The sequence below is a fragment of the Shewanella colwelliana genome, assembly GCF_001735525.1.
Taxonomy (GTDB): domain Bacteria; phylum Pseudomonadota; class Gammaproteobacteria; order Enterobacterales; family Shewanellaceae; genus Shewanella; species Shewanella colwelliana.
The window spans coordinates 314524-330711 of the sequence record NZ_MCBT01000048.1; the positions used below are offsets into that span (position 1 = coordinate 314524).

At 44.0% G+C, this 16188-nt stretch carries 13 protein-coding genes and 3 tRNA genes; 7 read left to right on the forward strand and 9 right to left on the reverse strand.

What is annotated here, in order from left to right:
• Window positions 1–13: 13 nt before the first annotated feature.
• From BEL05_RS19205 to BEL05_RS19230, 5 genes are all read right to left on the reverse strand, one after another.
• A complete protein-coding gene (locus tag BEL05_RS19205; RefSeq protein ID WP_069669926.1) occupies window positions 14–2719 on the reverse strand; it encodes a bifunctional acetate--CoA ligase family protein/GNAT family N-acetyltransferase in 2706 nt (901 codons plus the stop codon).
• 906 nt (window positions 2720–3625) lie between these two features.
• Window positions 3626–3702, reverse strand: a tRNA-Met gene (locus BEL05_RS19215).
• 49 nt (window positions 3703–3751) lie between these two features.
• Window positions 3752–3828: transfer RNA gene (locus BEL05_RS19220), tRNA-Val, on the reverse strand.
• A 17-nt stretch (window positions 3829–3845) separates the two neighbouring features.
• Window positions 3846–3922: transfer RNA gene (locus BEL05_RS19225), tRNA-Val, on the reverse strand.
• A gap of 207 nt (window positions 3923–4129) precedes the next feature.
• Window positions 4130–5491 (reverse strand): MATE family efflux transporter, encoded by a 1362-nt coding sequence (locus BEL05_RS19230; RefSeq protein WP_028765056.1) that lies wholly within the window; start codon window positions 5489–5491, stop codon window positions 4130–4132.
• 32 nt (window positions 5492–5523) lie between these two features.
• On the opposite strand from BEL05_RS19230, the gene BEL05_RS19235 reads away from it, so the two are divergent.
• Window positions 5524–6135: a riboflavin synthase gene (locus tag BEL05_RS19235; protein WP_069669924.1), complete on the forward strand. Its 612-nt coding sequence runs from the start codon at window positions 5524–5526 to the stop codon at window positions 6133–6135.
• Between the two features lie 15 nt (window positions 6136–6150).
• Here BEL05_RS19235 and BEL05_RS19240 read toward each other — a convergent pair whose 3' ends face one another.
• Together BEL05_RS19240 and BEL05_RS19245 are read right to left on the reverse strand one after the other, a co-directional pair.
• On the reverse strand, window positions 6151–6351 hold the full coding sequence (locus BEL05_RS19240; RefSeq protein WP_028765058.1) for a CPXCG motif-containing cysteine-rich protein: 201 nt from the start codon (window positions 6349–6351) through the stop codon (window positions 6151–6153).
• Between the two features lie 442 nt (window positions 6352–6793).
• Window positions 6794–7063: a hypothetical protein gene (locus BEL05_RS19245; protein WP_028765059.1), complete on the reverse strand. Its 270-nt coding sequence runs from the start codon at window positions 7061–7063 to the stop codon at window positions 6794–6796.
• A gap of 323 nt (window positions 7064–7386) precedes the next feature.
• On the opposite strand from BEL05_RS19245, the gene thrS reads away from it, so the two are divergent.
• The 4 genes from thrS (at window position 7387) to rplT (ending at window position 10519) form a co-directional block, all read left to right on the forward strand.
• Window positions 7387–9315, forward strand: a complete 1929-nt coding sequence (thrS, locus tag BEL05_RS19250; RefSeq protein ID WP_028765060.1) for a threonine--tRNA ligase — start codon at window positions 7387–7389, stop codon at window positions 9313–9315.
• A gap of 3 nt (window positions 9316–9318) precedes the next feature.
• On the forward strand, window positions 9319–9861 hold the full coding sequence (gene infC / locus BEL05_RS20820; protein ID WP_081730742.1) for a translation initiation factor IF-3: 543 nt from the start codon (window positions 9319–9321) through the stop codon (window positions 9859–9861).
• 85 nt (window positions 9862–9946) lie between these two features.
• Window positions 9947–10141: a 50S ribosomal protein L35 gene (gene rpmI / locus BEL05_RS19260; RefSeq protein WP_011865828.1), complete on the forward strand. Its 195-nt coding sequence runs from the start codon at window positions 9947–9949 to the stop codon at window positions 10139–10141.
• A gap of 18 nt (window positions 10142–10159) precedes the next feature.
• Window positions 10160–10519, forward strand: coding sequence for a 50S ribosomal protein L20 (gene rplT / locus BEL05_RS19265; protein ID WP_011865827.1), 360 nt, complete (start codon window positions 10160–10162; stop codon window positions 10517–10519).
• 104 nt (window positions 10520–10623) lie between these two features.
• Here the strand turns inward: rplT and trxB are convergent, their stop codons facing one another.
• Together trxB and ald are read right to left on the reverse strand one after the other, a co-directional pair.
• Window positions 10624–11574: a thioredoxin-disulfide reductase gene (gene trxB / locus BEL05_RS19270; RefSeq protein ID WP_028765062.1), complete on the reverse strand. Its 951-nt coding sequence runs from the start codon at window positions 11572–11574 to the stop codon at window positions 10624–10626.
• A gap of 131 nt (window positions 11575–11705) precedes the next feature.
• Window positions 11706–12821 carry an alanine dehydrogenase gene (gene ald, locus BEL05_RS19275; protein WP_028765063.1) on the reverse strand — a complete coding sequence of 372 codons (1116 nt, stop codon included), beginning with the start codon at window positions 12819–12821 and terminating at the stop codon, window positions 11706–11708.
• Window positions 12822–13000: 179 nt separating this feature from the next.
• On the opposite strand from ald, the gene lrp reads away from it, so the two are divergent.
• Both lrp and BEL05_RS19285 read left to right on the forward strand, forming a co-directional pair.
• Window positions 13001–13504, forward strand: coding sequence for a leucine-responsive transcriptional regulator Lrp (lrp, locus tag BEL05_RS19280; RefSeq protein WP_028765064.1), 504 nt, complete (start codon window positions 13001–13003; stop codon window positions 13502–13504).
• Between the two features lie 179 nt (window positions 13505–13683).
• On the forward strand, window positions 13684–16179 hold the full coding sequence (locus BEL05_RS19285; protein ID WP_069670037.1) for a DNA translocase FtsK: 2496 nt from the start codon (window positions 13684–13686) through the stop codon (window positions 16177–16179).
• Window positions 16180–16188: the final 9 nt, after the last annotated feature.

Sequence of the window (16188 nt, forward strand, 5' to 3'; positions counted from 1 at the left end):
TTTTTTAAAACGACTATTTATTTGGCGTAGGCTTCAATGCCATATCCATTTTTATTAAATGCTCTTCCATATCAAACGTCACGGTAAAACCTAAGCGCTTTGCCAGATTAGCCATCGAACGGTTTTCAAACATGGTAAATCCCGTCAATACTTCGGTATCATTAGCTTTGTAATAGTCGATCAGTTTTTCCAGCAATAATTTCCCCAAACCTTGGCCTTGATGGTCGCTTCGAACTGCCATGGCAAACTCAGCTTCTGTATTATCTGGATCAATCGAAGCACGGATCGCACCTAAGGTTATCTCTTCACCATCGTCTCCCTTGGCGGTGGCGATAAAAGCCATTTCCCGTGCGTAGTCAATTTGGGTTAAGACTGCCATCTCTTCATGTGTCATTTTCGAGCGCACACCAAAATAGCGCTTATACCTGTCTTCATCTGACAGAGAGTTGTCAAATGCGAGATGTTTAGGTTCATCTTCTGGCAAAATTGGGCGTAGCATGATGTCGCGGCCATTTTTCAGTTGAGCCCGCTGTTCGAGCTCTTTAGGGTAGGGACAGATAGCCAATCGAGTCGAATTGTCTTGAGGGCTTTCTTGTAGCTGGATGTTAACATCAAGCAAGGTGATTTTTTCACCAGCACAGAGTACAGGGTTAAGATCGAGTCCCTGTATCTCTGGGCAATCGATGATTAGGTGTGAAATTTGAGTGAGCAGCACACATAGGGCATGCATATTTAACCCAAGTGGCAGATGCCTGTCTTTAAGTTTGTGGGTTTTAAGCGCTTGGATCACCATATAACGCGCTAATGTCATATTCAGTGGCGGTAGTGCTACCGCAGCATCGGTTGCTGGTTGCCATTCAGAACCTCCTTCGCCAAGCAAAATGGCTGGGCCAAACACTGGATCGTTGATCACTGCTACACGTATCTCTTGTGCGCCAGCCGTTAACGCCATTTTTTGCACGATAATGCCTTCAATACGTGCTTGTTCATTTAGACTGTGTACGCGAGACATAATTGCGTCAGCTGCGTGCACCACCTCCTGTTTTGACGTTAAATTCAGCATTACGCCATGAACATCTGATTTATGATGGATATCTGGTGACTGAACTTTTAGGGCAACAGGAAAGCCAAGCTCTTGGGCTATCTCGCCAGCCTCTGCCGCATTGTTAGCGAAAAAGGTTTCTATGGTATTGAGCCCATAGGCTTTGAGAATTTGTGTGGACTCGTGAGTTTCAAGCACGCGCTTTTTCTTTTCTAATGCAGCTTGCAGTGTTTGCCTGGCCAACTCGACATTAGTCGGCAGGTTATCGGGAATCGATTGCGGCACTTCCTGCAGTAATTTCTGATTGCGACGATACTCTACCATGTGCATAAATGCACCTACCGCTCCCTCAGGGGTTCGATAGGTTGGAATGCCGGCACGATTAAACTGCTTTCGTGCCTGATACGCTGAGTCCTCACCACTCCAGTTGGTGAGTACATTGACTCGGTTACGATTGGGGTGGTTTGCGATTAATTTGCTGAGCTGATTGGCAATTTCAACACTATCTCCTAACGCTGATGGGGAGTGCAGTACCAAGATAGCGTCGGCAATATTTGAGTCCATTAACTTTTCGAGTACTTGGGCATATCGAGTCGCATCGGCATCACCTCCTATATCCACGGGGTTTTGCCCTGACCAAGTGTTAGGCAGAAAACTATCGAGCGCTTGGAAAGTCTCACGGTCCAGCGTTGCAGCTTTGCCTCCGCCCAACATCAATTGATCTAACGCCAGTACGGCTGGTCCTCCACCGTTAGTCATAATGGCTAGACGTTCGCCAAGCAAAGGAGACGAATGCGCTAAGGTTTCAACCGCTGCAAAGAGTTCGATAAGGTCGTTCACCCTTAGCATACCTGCACGGCGAAAGGCGGCTTCATAAACCGCATCATTACCGCCGATCCCGCCAGTATGAAGTTTTGCTGCTGTTGTGCCTTCTAAACTACGGCCTGACTTAATCACTAAAATAGGTTTATTTCGTGCAGCAGCGCGCGCGGCGGATAGGAAATGGCGTTTTTCGTTAATAGAGTCGATATACAGCAAAATGGCGGTAGTTCGTGAATCTCTCCCCAAAAAGTCGAGGAGTTCATCGAACTCGATATCAGTGGCATCGCCCAATGATATGAACGATGAAAAGCCGATCCCCTTGTTATTTGCCCAGTCGAGCACGGTAGTACAAATGGCGGCAGATTGGGAAACAAAAGCAATCTTTCCGGGTAGGGCGCTGGTGTGGGCCAAACTTGCATTAAGCCCTAGGTTGGGTAGCATCATGCCCAGACTATTGGGCCCTAAAATACGCATACCGTAGCGTTTAGCGTGCTGCTGAGTGAGTTCCAATAAATTGTTACCGTCAGCGTCGGTTTGATTACCCATACCAGAGGCGTTAATAATGGCAACTTTACAACCAAATTGCGCTAGTCGCTCAACAATGGCCGGGACTTTAGGTGCTGCAGTACAGATTATCGCTAAATCAGGCTTTAGAGGCAGTGATTCGATGTTTGGGTAGGCAAGGACACCAAGTACCGCTTCATATTTGGGGGTCACTGGCATAATAGGGCCGGAAAAACCACCTGATAGGAGGTTTTTCATTACCACATTTCCCGCTCGGTTCTTACCGTTAGAGGCTCCAATAATGGCCACTGATTTAGGTTTGAACATCGAGTTTAAGGTACGTTGACTCATCCACGGCTCCAAGCATCTATCGACATTAGCAGTGTAACCTAGTTTAAATAACTTTCTCTAAGATTTTAGTAGGATAAAGCGACAATTTGTTGTTTGTAAACCTAACTAGATAACAAACGTTAGTTAACAACTCCTTATAGTGTTTTGTTATCTACTTACTGTGCTAAAGCCTGATATATTCATGTATTGGGAGAAACATACTGAAATCTGGTTTGACGGTTTGCCGGTTTGACGGTTTGACGGTTTGACGGTTTGTACATTTGGTCATGCTTGCGTTACAGCACTTTTAGATTGAACGCCTTTAATTAGGAGTTAAGGTGTCGAGCTTAAATTCGATGAGCACGCCTTAATTTAACGTATTCAGTGTGAGTTAAAAAATTTGGTGATGAATCATTAGTGTTTACTTGGTAAGAAGCAAGGTCACTAAAGAGCAAAGATGAAAGCATTATTGATACTTGGAGCGTGTTTATTGCTCTGTGTAGCCCCTAATCTGGCAGCTGTAACATACCAATTTATCGCTGTTGATAAGAGTGTTGAGTCTAAGCTCTGCGTTGCGCTAGGTAACGCTCAACGTCGGGTGCTCAGACGAAAGCTCGAAAATTATAGTTATAATGTTCGACTATCAACCAATCTGCTTAACTGAAATCGCATTAGCCTTGCCCAGTTTTCATATAAGTATGCTGCACTGAAATCTTTTGATTTTTTTAATCGTTTTACTTCTATAAAAAAACGGTGTCCGCCAGAGCGTTACCATTAAAGATATCTATGCACATAATGATGCTGATTCGGGTATCCGCCAAATAGCCGAGTTGAGGCGCAGGGGGATTGCTATAATATGGCTGGAGAGATTGTTGGTAAATTTTTTGCATAAAAAAACCAGCTTTCGCTGGCTTATTACTTAAAAATTGGTTGCGGGAGCCGGATTTGAACCGACGACCTTCGGGTTATGAGCCCGACGAGCTACCATACTGCTCCATCCCGCGTCCGTATTTTTAAGTCTTAATAACTGTTTAACTTCTGCTATAAAAGAAGTGGTACAACCGAGTGGATTCGAACCACCGACCCCTACCATGTCAAGGTAGTGCTCTAACCAACTGAGCTACGGTTGTATTGAGATATGTAAGATTGGTACAACCGAGTGGATTCGAACCACCGACCCCTACCATGTCAAGGTAGTGCTCTAACCAACTGAGCTACGGTTGTATTGTCTTATTTCTATCTGAACGTTGGCAGTTGCCATCGAACGAGCGCTATATTACGAGGGTTCTAGTATTCGTTGCAAGTAAAAAAACAGATTTTGTTGTTCAAACGGCGATTTGCTGCACAACTTGAGGTTTAATCCTCCAAGATGCACAAATTGTCACCTTGGAGGATCGTAGGTTAACTAAGGTTAACTAAGGTTAACTAAGGTTAACTAAGGTTAACAACAGCATTACGGTTACCTTGTATATATTTAAGTCTCAGTGCAAAGAGCAGTGCTGCGCTGGTGAGACCTGCAATTAGGCCAATCCAAAAACCATGAGCTCCCATGGCGGGAACAATGATATTGGTTTGTGCTAGTAGATAACCTAGAAGCATGCCTATTCCCCAATAGGAGACCAAGGTGATGTAGAAAGCACTTCTGGTATCTTTATAACCACGAAGTGCTCCAGCAGCAACAACTTGTACTGAGTCTGAAAGCTGATACAGCGCGGCTAAGAACATAAGACTGCCGGCTAAAGTCACTACTTCAGGGTTGTTGTTATAGAGTAGGGCTATTTGCGTTTTAAATAACACGGTGATAACGGCGGTAACCAGTGCCAGACTGAAAGCGATCGTAAGGCCGACTTTAGTCACTAACTTAGCCACTTGTTCTTTCTCCTGGCCAAGATAGTATCCGACCCTTATTGAAACCGCGATCCCAATAGACAGTGGCAACATAAATACAATAGAGGAGAAGTTTAAGGCTATTTGATGCCCTGCAACAACGTTTGCGCCAAGCGGGGCCAATAGCAGTGCAATGATGGCAAATAAGCTGACTTCAAAAAAGAGTGCTAAAGCGATAGGCATACCATGTTTAGTCATTTGCCAAATCGTTGTCCATTGAGGCTTATGAAATGCACTGAAGGGAGCGAGGGCTTTGAACCGCGAATGCGCCTGCATATAAACCGCCATAGCGATAAACATCGCCCAAAAAACTAGAGCAGTAGCGATACCACAGCCGGCACCACCCATTGCAGGTACACCAAAATGACCATAGATGAATATGTAGTTTGCAGGAATATTCACCGCCAAGCCAACAAACCCTATTATCATGGTGGGTAAGGTATATGAGATCCCTTCGCTACAGCCACGAAGTACCTGATAAAGCACAAATGCGGGGACTCCCCAGGCGAAGCCATATAGATATTGCACACTTAATGCTGCTAACTGTGTCTCCAATCCCATTAGTTTAAAGATCTCTGGTGCAAAATAGAGAAACGAGATCACTAAGACGCTGCCAATTATGGCAATATAGGCAGCTTGAAAGGCGATGGGTTGGATTGCTTTTTGGTCATCCGCGCCGTGGTGGTGAGCGAATACAGGCGTAAAGGCCAGCAATAACCCTTGCACAAATAGCAAAGCGGGTAGCCATAAGCTTCCGCCTATGGCTACAGCTGCCATGTCAACGGCACTGACTCGTCCGGCCATGACCGTATCAATGAAGCCCATCATGGTTTGGGTAACTTGAGCAATTAGCACGGGTAATGCTAATTGGATTAAACGTTTGGCCTGAAAGCCAGAATGATTCATGAATACAGCCCTTAATACTAGCGAGAGATAAAATGTTTACAGGTATAGTTCAAGCAACATGCGAAGTGTTGGCGATAGATAAAAAGCCGGGTTTAAATACGCTAGCGATCGCAATGGGTCCGGATTTGCGCGAGGGACTTTTGTTAGGGGCAAGTGTCGCAAATAACGGTGTTTGTTTAACAGTTACTCGAGTCGATGATGATAGGGTGTTTTTCGATGTAATGGAAGAGACGCTTCATGTGACCAACCTCTGTAAATTGAGCGTTGGATCACAGGTTAATATAGAAAGATCATTAACCTTTGGTAGTGAGATTGGTGGCCATATTCTTTCGGGCCATATCCATACTGTTGCCAAAGTGAAGTCGGTGAGTGTTACCGATGAACATTATGACCTGTGTTTAACCGTCGCTCCTGATTGGATGAAATACATACTTTACAAAGGTTTTGTTGGTGTAAATGGTTGCAGTTTGACGGTTGGCAAGGTAACAGAAAATAGCTTTATGCTTCATCTTATCCCTGAGACGTTAAAATTAACTAATCTAGATAGCTATGCCGAAGGTGATGAGATCAACATTGAGATTGATAGTCAAACTCAAGCTATTGTGGATACGGTCGAACGTGTGTTAGCGCAAAGGCTGGGTTGATATTAAGATTCCAAGTTAGTAGAACTGTTCGTCATCAGAGTCGATAAACAGTTCTACTTTGTGACTTGCTGCGTCGATATGTGTCCGCATATGGATAGGGTTACAACATACCCGGCAATCATCGTAGTAGTCTTGATCGCCGCCGCTGATGTCCAAACTGATGTGTTGATGATGCCCACAATGTGGGCAATAGATCACTTGTTGAATGACTTTCATCTTGATGCTCCATTGCCGATAGCAAATCACATGTTTTTTATCACGACGTTATTGAGGTTTGAGCGCGGGAAATAGTGCTAGGCGTCAATCAAAAAGTCGCTAACCTGAAAAGTGGGTGCACATTCACTGCCACATGCTTTGTCTGATTATAGTCCATAGGATTAGAAGCGAAGGGATAATGAGTGTAGTGAAAAATTTTAATTTTTATGGAGCGGTATCTCATTTAATATTGATTATGCATTGTTATTTATGCAATTAATTGATGAAAATTATTCATTGAGTTTAAGGTGAGCCATTGGAGACGGCTAATGGCGACAAGGCTGAACCCTATGCCTTAGGCATTAACCATCAGAATAATTAATGGTTTAGTGCGATTACGATTATCACTTAATATTGGCTAAATAATTTGGTAATGATCTATGCCAGAGTGCCTCCGCCTGAACTAATCTGCAATAAAAGAGGCTGTGATTTTTGTCTCTCTTTGCCAAGATAAGGTGGTTGTTTCAATGGTGTCTGCATTTTTTATCTGTAGCAATTGCTCAGTAAGTGACTTTTCAATCTCTAGTGCTAATGCCTGGGTGTTGAAGTTTGGCGGGTTAACACCTTTTGACTGCGCCTTGACTATCAAACTGTAGTTATTTTGCTCTAATTTCCCATTTGCCTCAGTGTCAGCAGAGAAAAGTGAAGCCGTTAACAATAAAAGTTTAAGCATAGGATTAATCCAGTTCCGATTGGTGTGGCTAGGTGTGACGAATAATAGGGAACATAGATGGTAAATTGATGACAGTTCAATGGAAAAACGATGACAAAATTACCATTGTGTGGTGGTTTGTTACCGATCGCGTATATTCTTTGCGCTTCCTGTATAACTGGAGGGCTAAGCGCTTGCGATTTATCTATAGGACACCTAGAATGGCAGCCTGGTATCTGAGACCACCAAAACTCCAGTAATGTTTTGCTCTTAAGCTACCTACCTCTTTTATTAAAATGACCAAGTGGCCCTACGTGGGGGTCACCACTGGATAAGGAATTTTCATGCCTGTAATCACTCTTCCTGACGGCAGTAAACGCGAGTTTGCTCACGCTGTTTCAACTTTAGACGTCGCAGCCGATATCGGACCTGGCTTGGCCAAAGCATGTATTGCTGGTCGTGTAAATGGTGAGCTAAAAGATGCTTGCGATTTAATTGAAAACGACGCAGAACTGTCGATCATTACCGCAAAAGATGCGGAAGGCGTAGAAATTTTGCGTCACTCTTGTGCTCACTTGCTTGGACATGCAATCAAGCAGATGTGGCCAGAAACTAAAATGGCAATTGGTCCAGTTATCGATAATGGCTTTTATTACGACATCGATTTAGATCACAAGTTGACCGAGGAAGATGTAGCCGAGCTAGAGAAGCGCATGCTTAAGCTAGCAAAGACCGATTATGCCGTTGTTAAGAACGTGGTGAGTTGGCAAGAAGCCCGGGATGCATTTGAGGCTCGTGGTGAAACATACAAAATGGCGATTCTTGATGAAAACATCAGCAAGGATGACTCGCCAGCGTTATATCATCATGAAGAATATGTGGATATGTGCCGCGGACCTCATGTACCAAACATGAAGTTCTGCCACCACTTTAAGCTGATGAGCGTTGCCGGTGCCTACTGGCGGGGTAATTCAGACAATAAGATGCTACAACGCGTATATGGTACGGCTTGGGCAGATAAAAAAGCGCTTAAGGCTCACCTAAATCGCCTAGAAGAAGCTGCGAAGCGTGACCATCGTAAGATTGGTAAGCAGCTTGATCTTTATCATATGCAAGAGGAAGCACCAGGAATGGTGTTTTGGCACAACGATGGTTGGAGCCTATTCCTAGAACTTGAGAAGTTTATTCGCCAAAAGCTTGGTCAATATACCTATCAAGAGGTAAAAGGTCCGTTGATGATGGATCGCGTGTTGTGGGAACGTTCTGGTCACTGGGATAAATATTCAGAAGCCATGTTCACCACTCACTCTGAAAACCGCGAATACGCAGTAAAACCAATGAACTGCCCAGGTCATGTGCAGATCTTTAATCAAGGTTTGAAATCTTATCGCGATCTGCCATTACGTATGGCCGAGTTTGGTTGTTGCCATCGTAATGAACCATCAGGATCGCTCCATGGCTTGATGCGCGTCCGCGGCTTTACTCAAGATGACGCTCATGTGTTCTGTACCGAAGATCAAGTACAGCAGGAAGTCAGTGCTTGTATTAAGATGGTTTACGACACTTACGAAACTTTTGGTTTTAAAGATATCGTGGTAAAACTGTCGACGCGTCCAGAAAAGCGGATTGGTGAAGACGAAATGTGGGACAGGGCGGAACAAGCGCTCATGGACGCATTAACTGCTAATGAGATTGAATACGAGATCTTACCAGGCGAGGGTGCTTTCTATGGGCCTAAAATTGAATTTACACTGCATGACTGTTTAGACAGAGCATGGCAGTGTGGAACGGTTCAATTGGATTACGCATTACCTGGTCGTCTTGGTGCGACATATGTTGCAGAAGATAACAGTAGACAAACACCAGTGATGATCCACCGTGCAATTTTGGGTTCACTTGAACGTTTTCTTGGTATTCTTATCGAAGAGTATGCTGGTAAATTCCCAACTTGGTTGGCACCAGTGCAAGCTGTAGTAATGAATATTACTGATAAACAGTCAGAATATGTTGACGAAGTAGTCAATTTATTTAAAGATCAGGGAATTCGTGCCTCGAAAGACTTGAGGAATGAGAAGATAGGCTTTAAAATACGCGAACACACCCTAAGGCGTGTTCCCTATTTGTTGGTCATTGGTGATCAAGAAATGGAAAATAGGGAAGTAGCGGTGCGAACCAGAGATGGTGTTGACCTTGGTAAAATGCGAATCGAAGATTTTGCAGCCAAAGTTAAAGAACAGATTTCGCTCCGTAGTCTAAATATGTTGGAGGAATAGGTCATAAAGATCAAAAAAACAGATGCGCGCAAAGCAGCGGCAAACAGAATTAATGAACTCATTGTTGGTGTACCTGAGGTACGTCTTAGTGGGTTAGATGGTGAAGTAATAGGCATTGTTAGCCTCAGAGAAGCGCAAGAGCTTGCTGATGAAGCTGGTGTTGATCTCGTAGAGATTAGCCCAAATGCCGAGCCGCCTGTATGTCGCATTATGGACTACGGAAAGTTCCTTTTTGATAAAGCTAAATCTCAAAAAGAACAAAAGAAGAAGCAGAAAATCGTACAGGTGAAGGAAATTAAATTCCGTCCCGGTACTGATGAAAACGACTATCAGGTAAAACTACGCAACCTGAAGCGTTTTCTTGATGACGGCGACAAAGCGAAAGTAACGCTTCGTTTCCGTGGTCGCGAGATGGCTCACCAAAGTCTTGGTATGAATCTTTTGAATCGTATTAAAGATGATTTGGCTGAGATCGCAGTTGTGGAGGCTTTTCCAAAAATGGAAGGTCGTCAAGCTGTGATGGTTCTTGCGCCGAAAAAGAAATAGTAAGGCAACCAGAAAAGTAGCAGGGGTCTGTTAAGGTCTCTGCTCGCCTTGCGTTTTATTAATGTCCCAATGCGGAGTTTTAGCAATGCCTAAAATGAAAACAGACAAGGGTGTACAAAAGCGTTTTAAGAAAACCGCTAACGGTTTTAAGCGCAAGCAAGCCCATTTACGTCATATTTTGACAAAGAAGAGCACTAAGCGTAAACGTCACTTACGTGCAAAATGTTTAGTTGCAAAGTCTGATGTGCCAGCAATCGCACGTCAACTACCATACGCTTAATTAAAGGAGTAAAGAACAATGCCTAGAGTTAAGCGTGGTGTAACCGCTCGTGCTCGTCACAAGAAAGTACTTAAACTAGCTAAAGGTTATTACGGAGCTCGCTCACGTACATACCGTGTTGCTAAGCAAGCAGTAACTAAAGCTGGTCAATATGCTTACCGTGACCGTCGCCAAAAGAAACGTCAATTCCGTCAACTATGGATTGCACGTATCAATGCGGCTTCTCGTCAAAATGGTCTGTCTTATAGCCGTTTCATCAACGGTCTTAAGAAAGCGTCTATTGAAATCGATCGTAAGATTTTGGCAGACATCGCTGTATTCGACAAAGTTGTATTTGCAACTTTAGTTGAAAAAGCAAAAGAAGCATTAGCTAAGTAATTAGTATGTATTGCTTTAAAAGGGACCTTAGGGTCCCTTTTTTTATGAGAGAAATGCAAAAAAAAACAGGCCTGAGCCTGTTTTTTAATAGACAATTTAGCTGTTTACTTCGCGTCTAGGTAGCGCTCAGCATCTAGCGCAGCCATACAACCAGTGCCAGCTGAGGTGATCGCTTGGCGATAGTGTTGATCCATCACATCACCTGCAGCAAATACACCTTCAATGCTCGTTTGTGTCGCGTTACCGTCCAGACCACTTTGTACCTTGATGTAACCGTGGTTCATTTCTAATTGACCAGCAAACATTTCCGTATTAGGTTTGTGACCTATCGCTACAAATACACCCATGACATCTATTTCTTTAATAGCGCCATCTTTAGTGCTCTTCATTTTGAGGCCTGTAACACCCATCTTGTCACCAACAACCTCGTCCAACGTGTTGTCTAAGTGCAGAATAATATTTCCATTTTCGACCTTATCCATGAGACGCTTAGTTAATATTTTCTCTGAGCGAAAAGTATCACGACGGTGAACTAGGTGTACTTCTGAAGCGATATTGCTTAAATAAAGCGCTTCTTCAACAGCGGTATTACCACCACCAATCACAGCTACTTTCTGGTTACGGTAGAAAAATCCGTCACAGGTTGCACAGGCTGATACACCTTTACCTTTGAAAGCCTCTTCAGAATCTAAGCCCAAATACATGGCTGAAGCACCCGTTGAGATGATCAACGCATCGCAGGTATATTCTCCACTGTCGCCTTTTAGTTGGAAGGGACGAACTTCAAGGTTGACTTCATTGATATGGTCGAAAATGATTTCGGTATCAAATTTTTCAGCATGTTTCTGCATCCGTTCCATTAATGCAGGACCGGTTAAATCATCTGCATCACCTGGCCAGTTTTCGACCTCTGTTGTTGTGGTCAATTGACCACCTTGCTGCAGCCCTGTGATCATCACAGGCTTTAAGTTAGCTCTAGCAGCATATACTGCTGCCGTGTAGCCTGCAGGGCCAGAACCCAGGATTAGTAAGTTACAGTGTCTAGCTTGGCTCATCTTTTTCTCCGTGCCTTTAGCGAATTGAAGCGATTGTAGGAAATTTACGCCTTAGGGTAAAGCCAATCTTTTAGATTGTTCTAATCGAAAAAGGGAGCCATCTGGCTCCCTTGTTTTACCGCTAAAACCGATTAGCCAAGTAAAACACTTGGATTAACAAACTCAAGGTTTAACGCCTCTGCCACTTCTTTACAAGTGATCTTGCCGTGCATAACGTTTAGACCGTTTAGCAAGTGCTGATCTTGAAGCAGTGCTTTGCGGTAACCTAGGTCAGCTAACTTCATTATGTATGGTAGTGTTGCGTTATTTAGCGCAAATGTTGAGGTGCGGGCAACCGCTCCTGGCATATTTGCTACACAGTAATGGACGACATCATCGACGATATAAGTCGGATCTTGGTGAGTTGTCGCATGCGAAGTTTCAACACAACCGCCTTGGTCAATGGCAACATCAACGATTGCACTACCAGGTTTCATCTGCTTGATATGTTCTTTAGTGACAAGTTTAGGCGCCGCGGCTCCTGGTACCAGTACACCACCGATCACAAGATCAGCTTCAAGGACATGCTTTTCAATTGCATCAGCTGTCGAATAAATCGCTTTAACGCGATTATCGAACTGCGCATTCAATCGGCGTAGTGCATCAATGCTGCGGTCTAAAATAACCACATCTGCACCTAGACCTACTGCCATTTGTGCCGCATTTGTACCAACCATACCGCCGCCAATAATAACGACTTTGGCAGGCTCAACACCGGGTACGCCGCCGAGTAACATACCGCGACCACCTTTAGATTTCTCTAAGGCCATTGCACCGGCTTGAATAGACATGCGGCCAGCAACTTCTGACATAGGCGCGAGAAGGGGTAATCCACCGCGATTGTCGGTTACTGTTTCGTAGGCAATACAAACAGCACCACTTTTAACCAGATCTTCTGTTTGTGGTAAGTCTGGAGCAAGGTGAAGATAGGTAAATAGCAATTGGTCTTCACGTAACATTGCACGCTCAACTGCTTGAGGCTCTTTTACCTTTACAATCATCTCTGCTGTGGCAAATACTTCGGCAGCAGTACTTAAGATTGAAGCGCCTACATCTACATAGTCCTGATCGCTAAATCCAATTCCTGAACCGGCATTTGTCTCAACGTAAACGTCATGACCTTTGCTGGTCAATTCGCGGACACTTGACGGAACCATACCAACACGATACTCGTGGTTTTTGATTTCTTTAGGTACACCAATTATCATCTTCGAGCCTCAAAATGCATAAAAACCCATTTTTTGTGGGTTGAATTGTTATTTTATATGTCCTGAACGTGATTGTTTCAGGGAAATCTAGTATAGTATCACTTCAGCAGTTAATGCTGCTGAAGTTTAGACATACGCAGTTGTAAATGTTGTTTTAGTGATAAAGCAAGGTTAAAAATATGGTTAATAATAAAAAGAGTCCTATAAAAGACTTAGATCGGATCGATCGTAACATACTTAACGAGTTGCAAATTGATGGTCGCATTTCTAATGTTGAACTTTCAAAGCGTGTTGGGCTGAGTCCCACACCCTGTTTAGAGAGAGTTAAAAGACTCGAAAAGCAAGGTTACATCAATGGATATACAGCATTAGTAAACCCTCATTATTTAGGGGCGTCTTTGTTAGTGTTTGTGGAGATCACGCTCAATCGTGATACCGCGGAAGTATTTGATAAATTTAATCGGGCTGTACAGTTATTAGATGATATTCAAGAATGTCATTTGGTGTCTGGTGATTTCGACTATTTATTGAAGACTCGCGTATCAGATATGTCTGCATACCGTCGCTTGTTAGGAGAAACTTTACTGAAGTTGCCTTCTGTTTCTGATACTCGTACATACGTAGTTATGGAAGAAGTTAAGCAAACCAATAGAGTTGCTATCAATGTAACGCTTGAGTCATAAATCGATTTATGTCGGTAAAAAGGAGCTTTTATAGCTCCTTTTTTTTATGCTGAATATTATTTGCGCAACAAACATTAGATTAACAGCTATTCATCTGTATCCTTAGGGAAAACGCTGCATCAGTTCAATTATTTTGATATCTTAGTTTCACCTGTCATTTCTTCATTGTGGGTTTTCGTTTGTCTAAGGGAAATAGTGTCAAAACACTTAGTGGTTTGCAGCGTCTGCTTGAAGGTGGGCTTATCCTTTGCTGTATGGTTGCTACATTTATATTACTGGCCTTAAGTAGTTTTCACTCGTCGGATCCGGGGTGGAGCCAGTCAAACTTTGAAGGGCAAATAAATAATGTTACTGGTGCTGTAGGGGCATGGGTCGCTGATGTGCTGTTCTATTTTTTTGGTTATACCGCTTATATTATCCCAATCATTGTGGCGCTGACGGGTTGGCTGCTCTTTAAGCGCATTCATAAACTGTTAGAAATTGATTACTTTTCAGTTGGCCTTAGACTCATTGGCTTTTTGCTGATCATGTTTAGTCTTGCTGCGTTGGCGAGCATGAACGCTCAGGATATCTATGAGTTTTCAGCTGGCGGTGTCTCGGGTGATGTTATTGCTGGTGCTATGTTGCCCTATTTTAATCAACTTGGAACAACCCTGTTATTACTGTGCTTTGTCGGTGCGGGTTTTACGCTGTTAACAGGCATTAGTTGGCTAACGGTCGTTGATGCTGTTGGTTATGCAACTCTGTGGTTGTTTAAATGGTTAAAAACCTTACCAGAAAAGTTTTCCAGTGCCCCAGAGACGGACGATACGAAGGGCTTTATGTCTGTTGTTGATCGTTTTAAAGAGAAGCGTATTCAACGTCAACATGAAGACGATTTATTGGACGACGATGCGAGTGAAATCGATGCTCCCACAAAGCAAGCAAAACGAACATTTGCGATGCCAAGCATCAATGCGGCTGCGATTGATGAGGACCATCTTGACGATGACTCAGTCGTTTTGTCGGTGACTGCTGATGAAAATCTTGCCGTTGCAGACGACACCCAGATTGATTTCAATGCTAAACATTCTACGGGGGCTATAACGTCCGCCAAGCGCGCACAAGAAAAAGCTAAAATAGTCGATGGCATTGTTGTACTACCTGGAGGCGAGGCTGCGCAGCCAACCAAACCCATGACGCCCCTACCGGACATATCATTATTGGATGTACCAAATCGCAAAGCAAACCCGATAAGTGAAGAAGAACTCGAACAGGTTGCCCGTTTAGTCGAAGTTAAGCTTGCTGATTTTAATATTGTAGCTAATGTCGTAGGAGTGTTTCCTGGTCCTGTGGTGACGCGATTTGAGTTAGAGTTGGCTCCTGGGGTGAAAGCTTCAAAAATAACAAATCTTTCTAAGGATTTAGCGCGATCTTTGTTAGCAGAGAGTGTCCGAGTTGTTGAGGTGATTCCGGGTAAAGCTTACGTCGGTATCGAGCTACCCAATAAGTTCCGTGAAACGGTTTACATGCGAGATGTGTTAGGGAGTGAAGCATTCGAGAAAAGCCCATCTCATTTGAGTATGGTGCTAGGCCAAGATATCGCTGGTGAACCTGTTGTCGTCGATTTAGGCAAGATGCCGCACCTATTGGTTGCCGGTACGACAGGTTCGGGTAAATCGGTGGGTGTGAATGTGATGATCACCAGTTTGCTGTACAAATCCGGTCCTGACGATGTGCGCTTTATCATGATTGATCCTAAGATGTTAGAGCTTTCTGTCTACGAAGGCATCCCACATCTTCTATGTGAAGTGGTGACCGACATGAAAGAAGCGGCTAATGCACTACGTTGGTGTGTAGGGGAGATGGAGCGTCGCTATAAATTGATGTCAGCACTTGGGGTCCGTAATCTAAAGGGCTACAACGTTAAGATAAAAGACGCCAAAGAGCGTGGCGAAGTGATCACCGATCCGCTTTGGCGCTCACAAGATAGCATGGAAGAAGAAGCGCCAGAGTTGGATAAGCTGCCTTCTATCGTTGTCGTCGTTGACGAATTTGCTGACATGATGATGATTGTTGGTAAAAAAGTGGAAGAGTTAATAGCCCGTATTGCACAGAAAGCACGCGCTGCGGGTATTCACCTGATTTTGGCAACCCAGCGTCCATCGGTAGATGTGATTACTGGACTCATTAAAGCCAACATTCCCACTCGTATGGCGTTCCAAGTTTCCTCTAGAATTGACTCGCGGACTATTTTGGATCAACAAGGTGCCGAGACTTTGCTGGGCATGGGGGATATGCTCTATTTGCCACCGGGAACCAGTGTTCCAATTCGTGTCCATGGGGCTTTTATTGACGATCATGAGGTACATGCTGTCGTTGCTGATTGGCATAGTAGAGGCAAGCCGCAATATATCGATGAAATTCTGCAAGGCTCCACTGAGGGTGAGCAAGTGCTGTTACCCGGTGAGACGCCTGAACTCGATGAGGACACGGATGCGTTATACGATGAAGCGGTTGCATTTGTGACGGAAACCCGTCGAGGCTCAATTTCAAGTGTGCAGCGCAAGTTTAAGATAGGCTACAACCGAGCAGCACGTATTATCGAACAGATGGAGGCACAAGGTGTCGTGAGTGCCCAAGGGCATAACGGCAATCGTGAAGTGTTAGCGCCACCTCCACCTAAAGACTATTAAGTTTGAACG

Coding starts and splice junctions, on each gene's coding strand:
- BEL05_RS19235 (WP_069669924.1), top strand. CDS start 5,524: ATGTTTACAGGTATAGTTCAAGCAACATGCGAAGTGTTGGCGATAGAT.
- rpmI (WP_011865828.1), top strand. CDS start 9,947: ATGCCTAAAATGAAAACAGACAAGGGTGTACAAAAGCGTTTTAAGAAA.
- lrp (WP_028765064.1), top strand. CDS start 13,001: ATGGTTAATAATAAAAAGAGTCCTATAAAAGACTTAGATCGGATCGAT.
- BEL05_RS19205 (WP_069669926.1), bottom strand. CDS start 2,719: ATGAGTCAACGTACCTTAAACTCGATGTTCAAACCTAAATCAGTGGCC.
- trxB (WP_028765062.1), bottom strand. CDS start 11,574: ATGAGCCAAGCTAGACACTGTAACTTACTAATCCTGGGTTCTGGCCCT.
- BEL05_RS19230 (WP_028765056.1), bottom strand. CDS start 5,491: ATGAATCATTCTGGCTTTCAGGCCAAACGTTTAATCCAATTAGCATTA.
- rplT (WP_011865827.1), top strand. CDS start 10,160: ATGCCTAGAGTTAAGCGTGGTGTAACCGCTCGTGCTCGTCACAAGAAA.
- thrS (WP_028765060.1), top strand. CDS start 7,387: ATGCCTGTAATCACTCTTCCTGACGGCAGTAAACGCGAGTTTGCTCAC.
- BEL05_RS19245 (WP_028765059.1), bottom strand. CDS start 7,063: ATGCTTAAACTTTTATTGTTAACGGCTTCACTTTTCTCTGCTGACACT.
- BEL05_RS19240 (WP_028765058.1), bottom strand. CDS start 6,351: ATGAAAGTCATTCAACAAGTGATCTATTGCCCACATTGTGGGCATCAT.
- ald (WP_028765063.1), bottom strand. CDS start 12,821: ATGATAATTGGTGTACCTAAAGAAATCAAAAACCACGAGTATCGTGTT.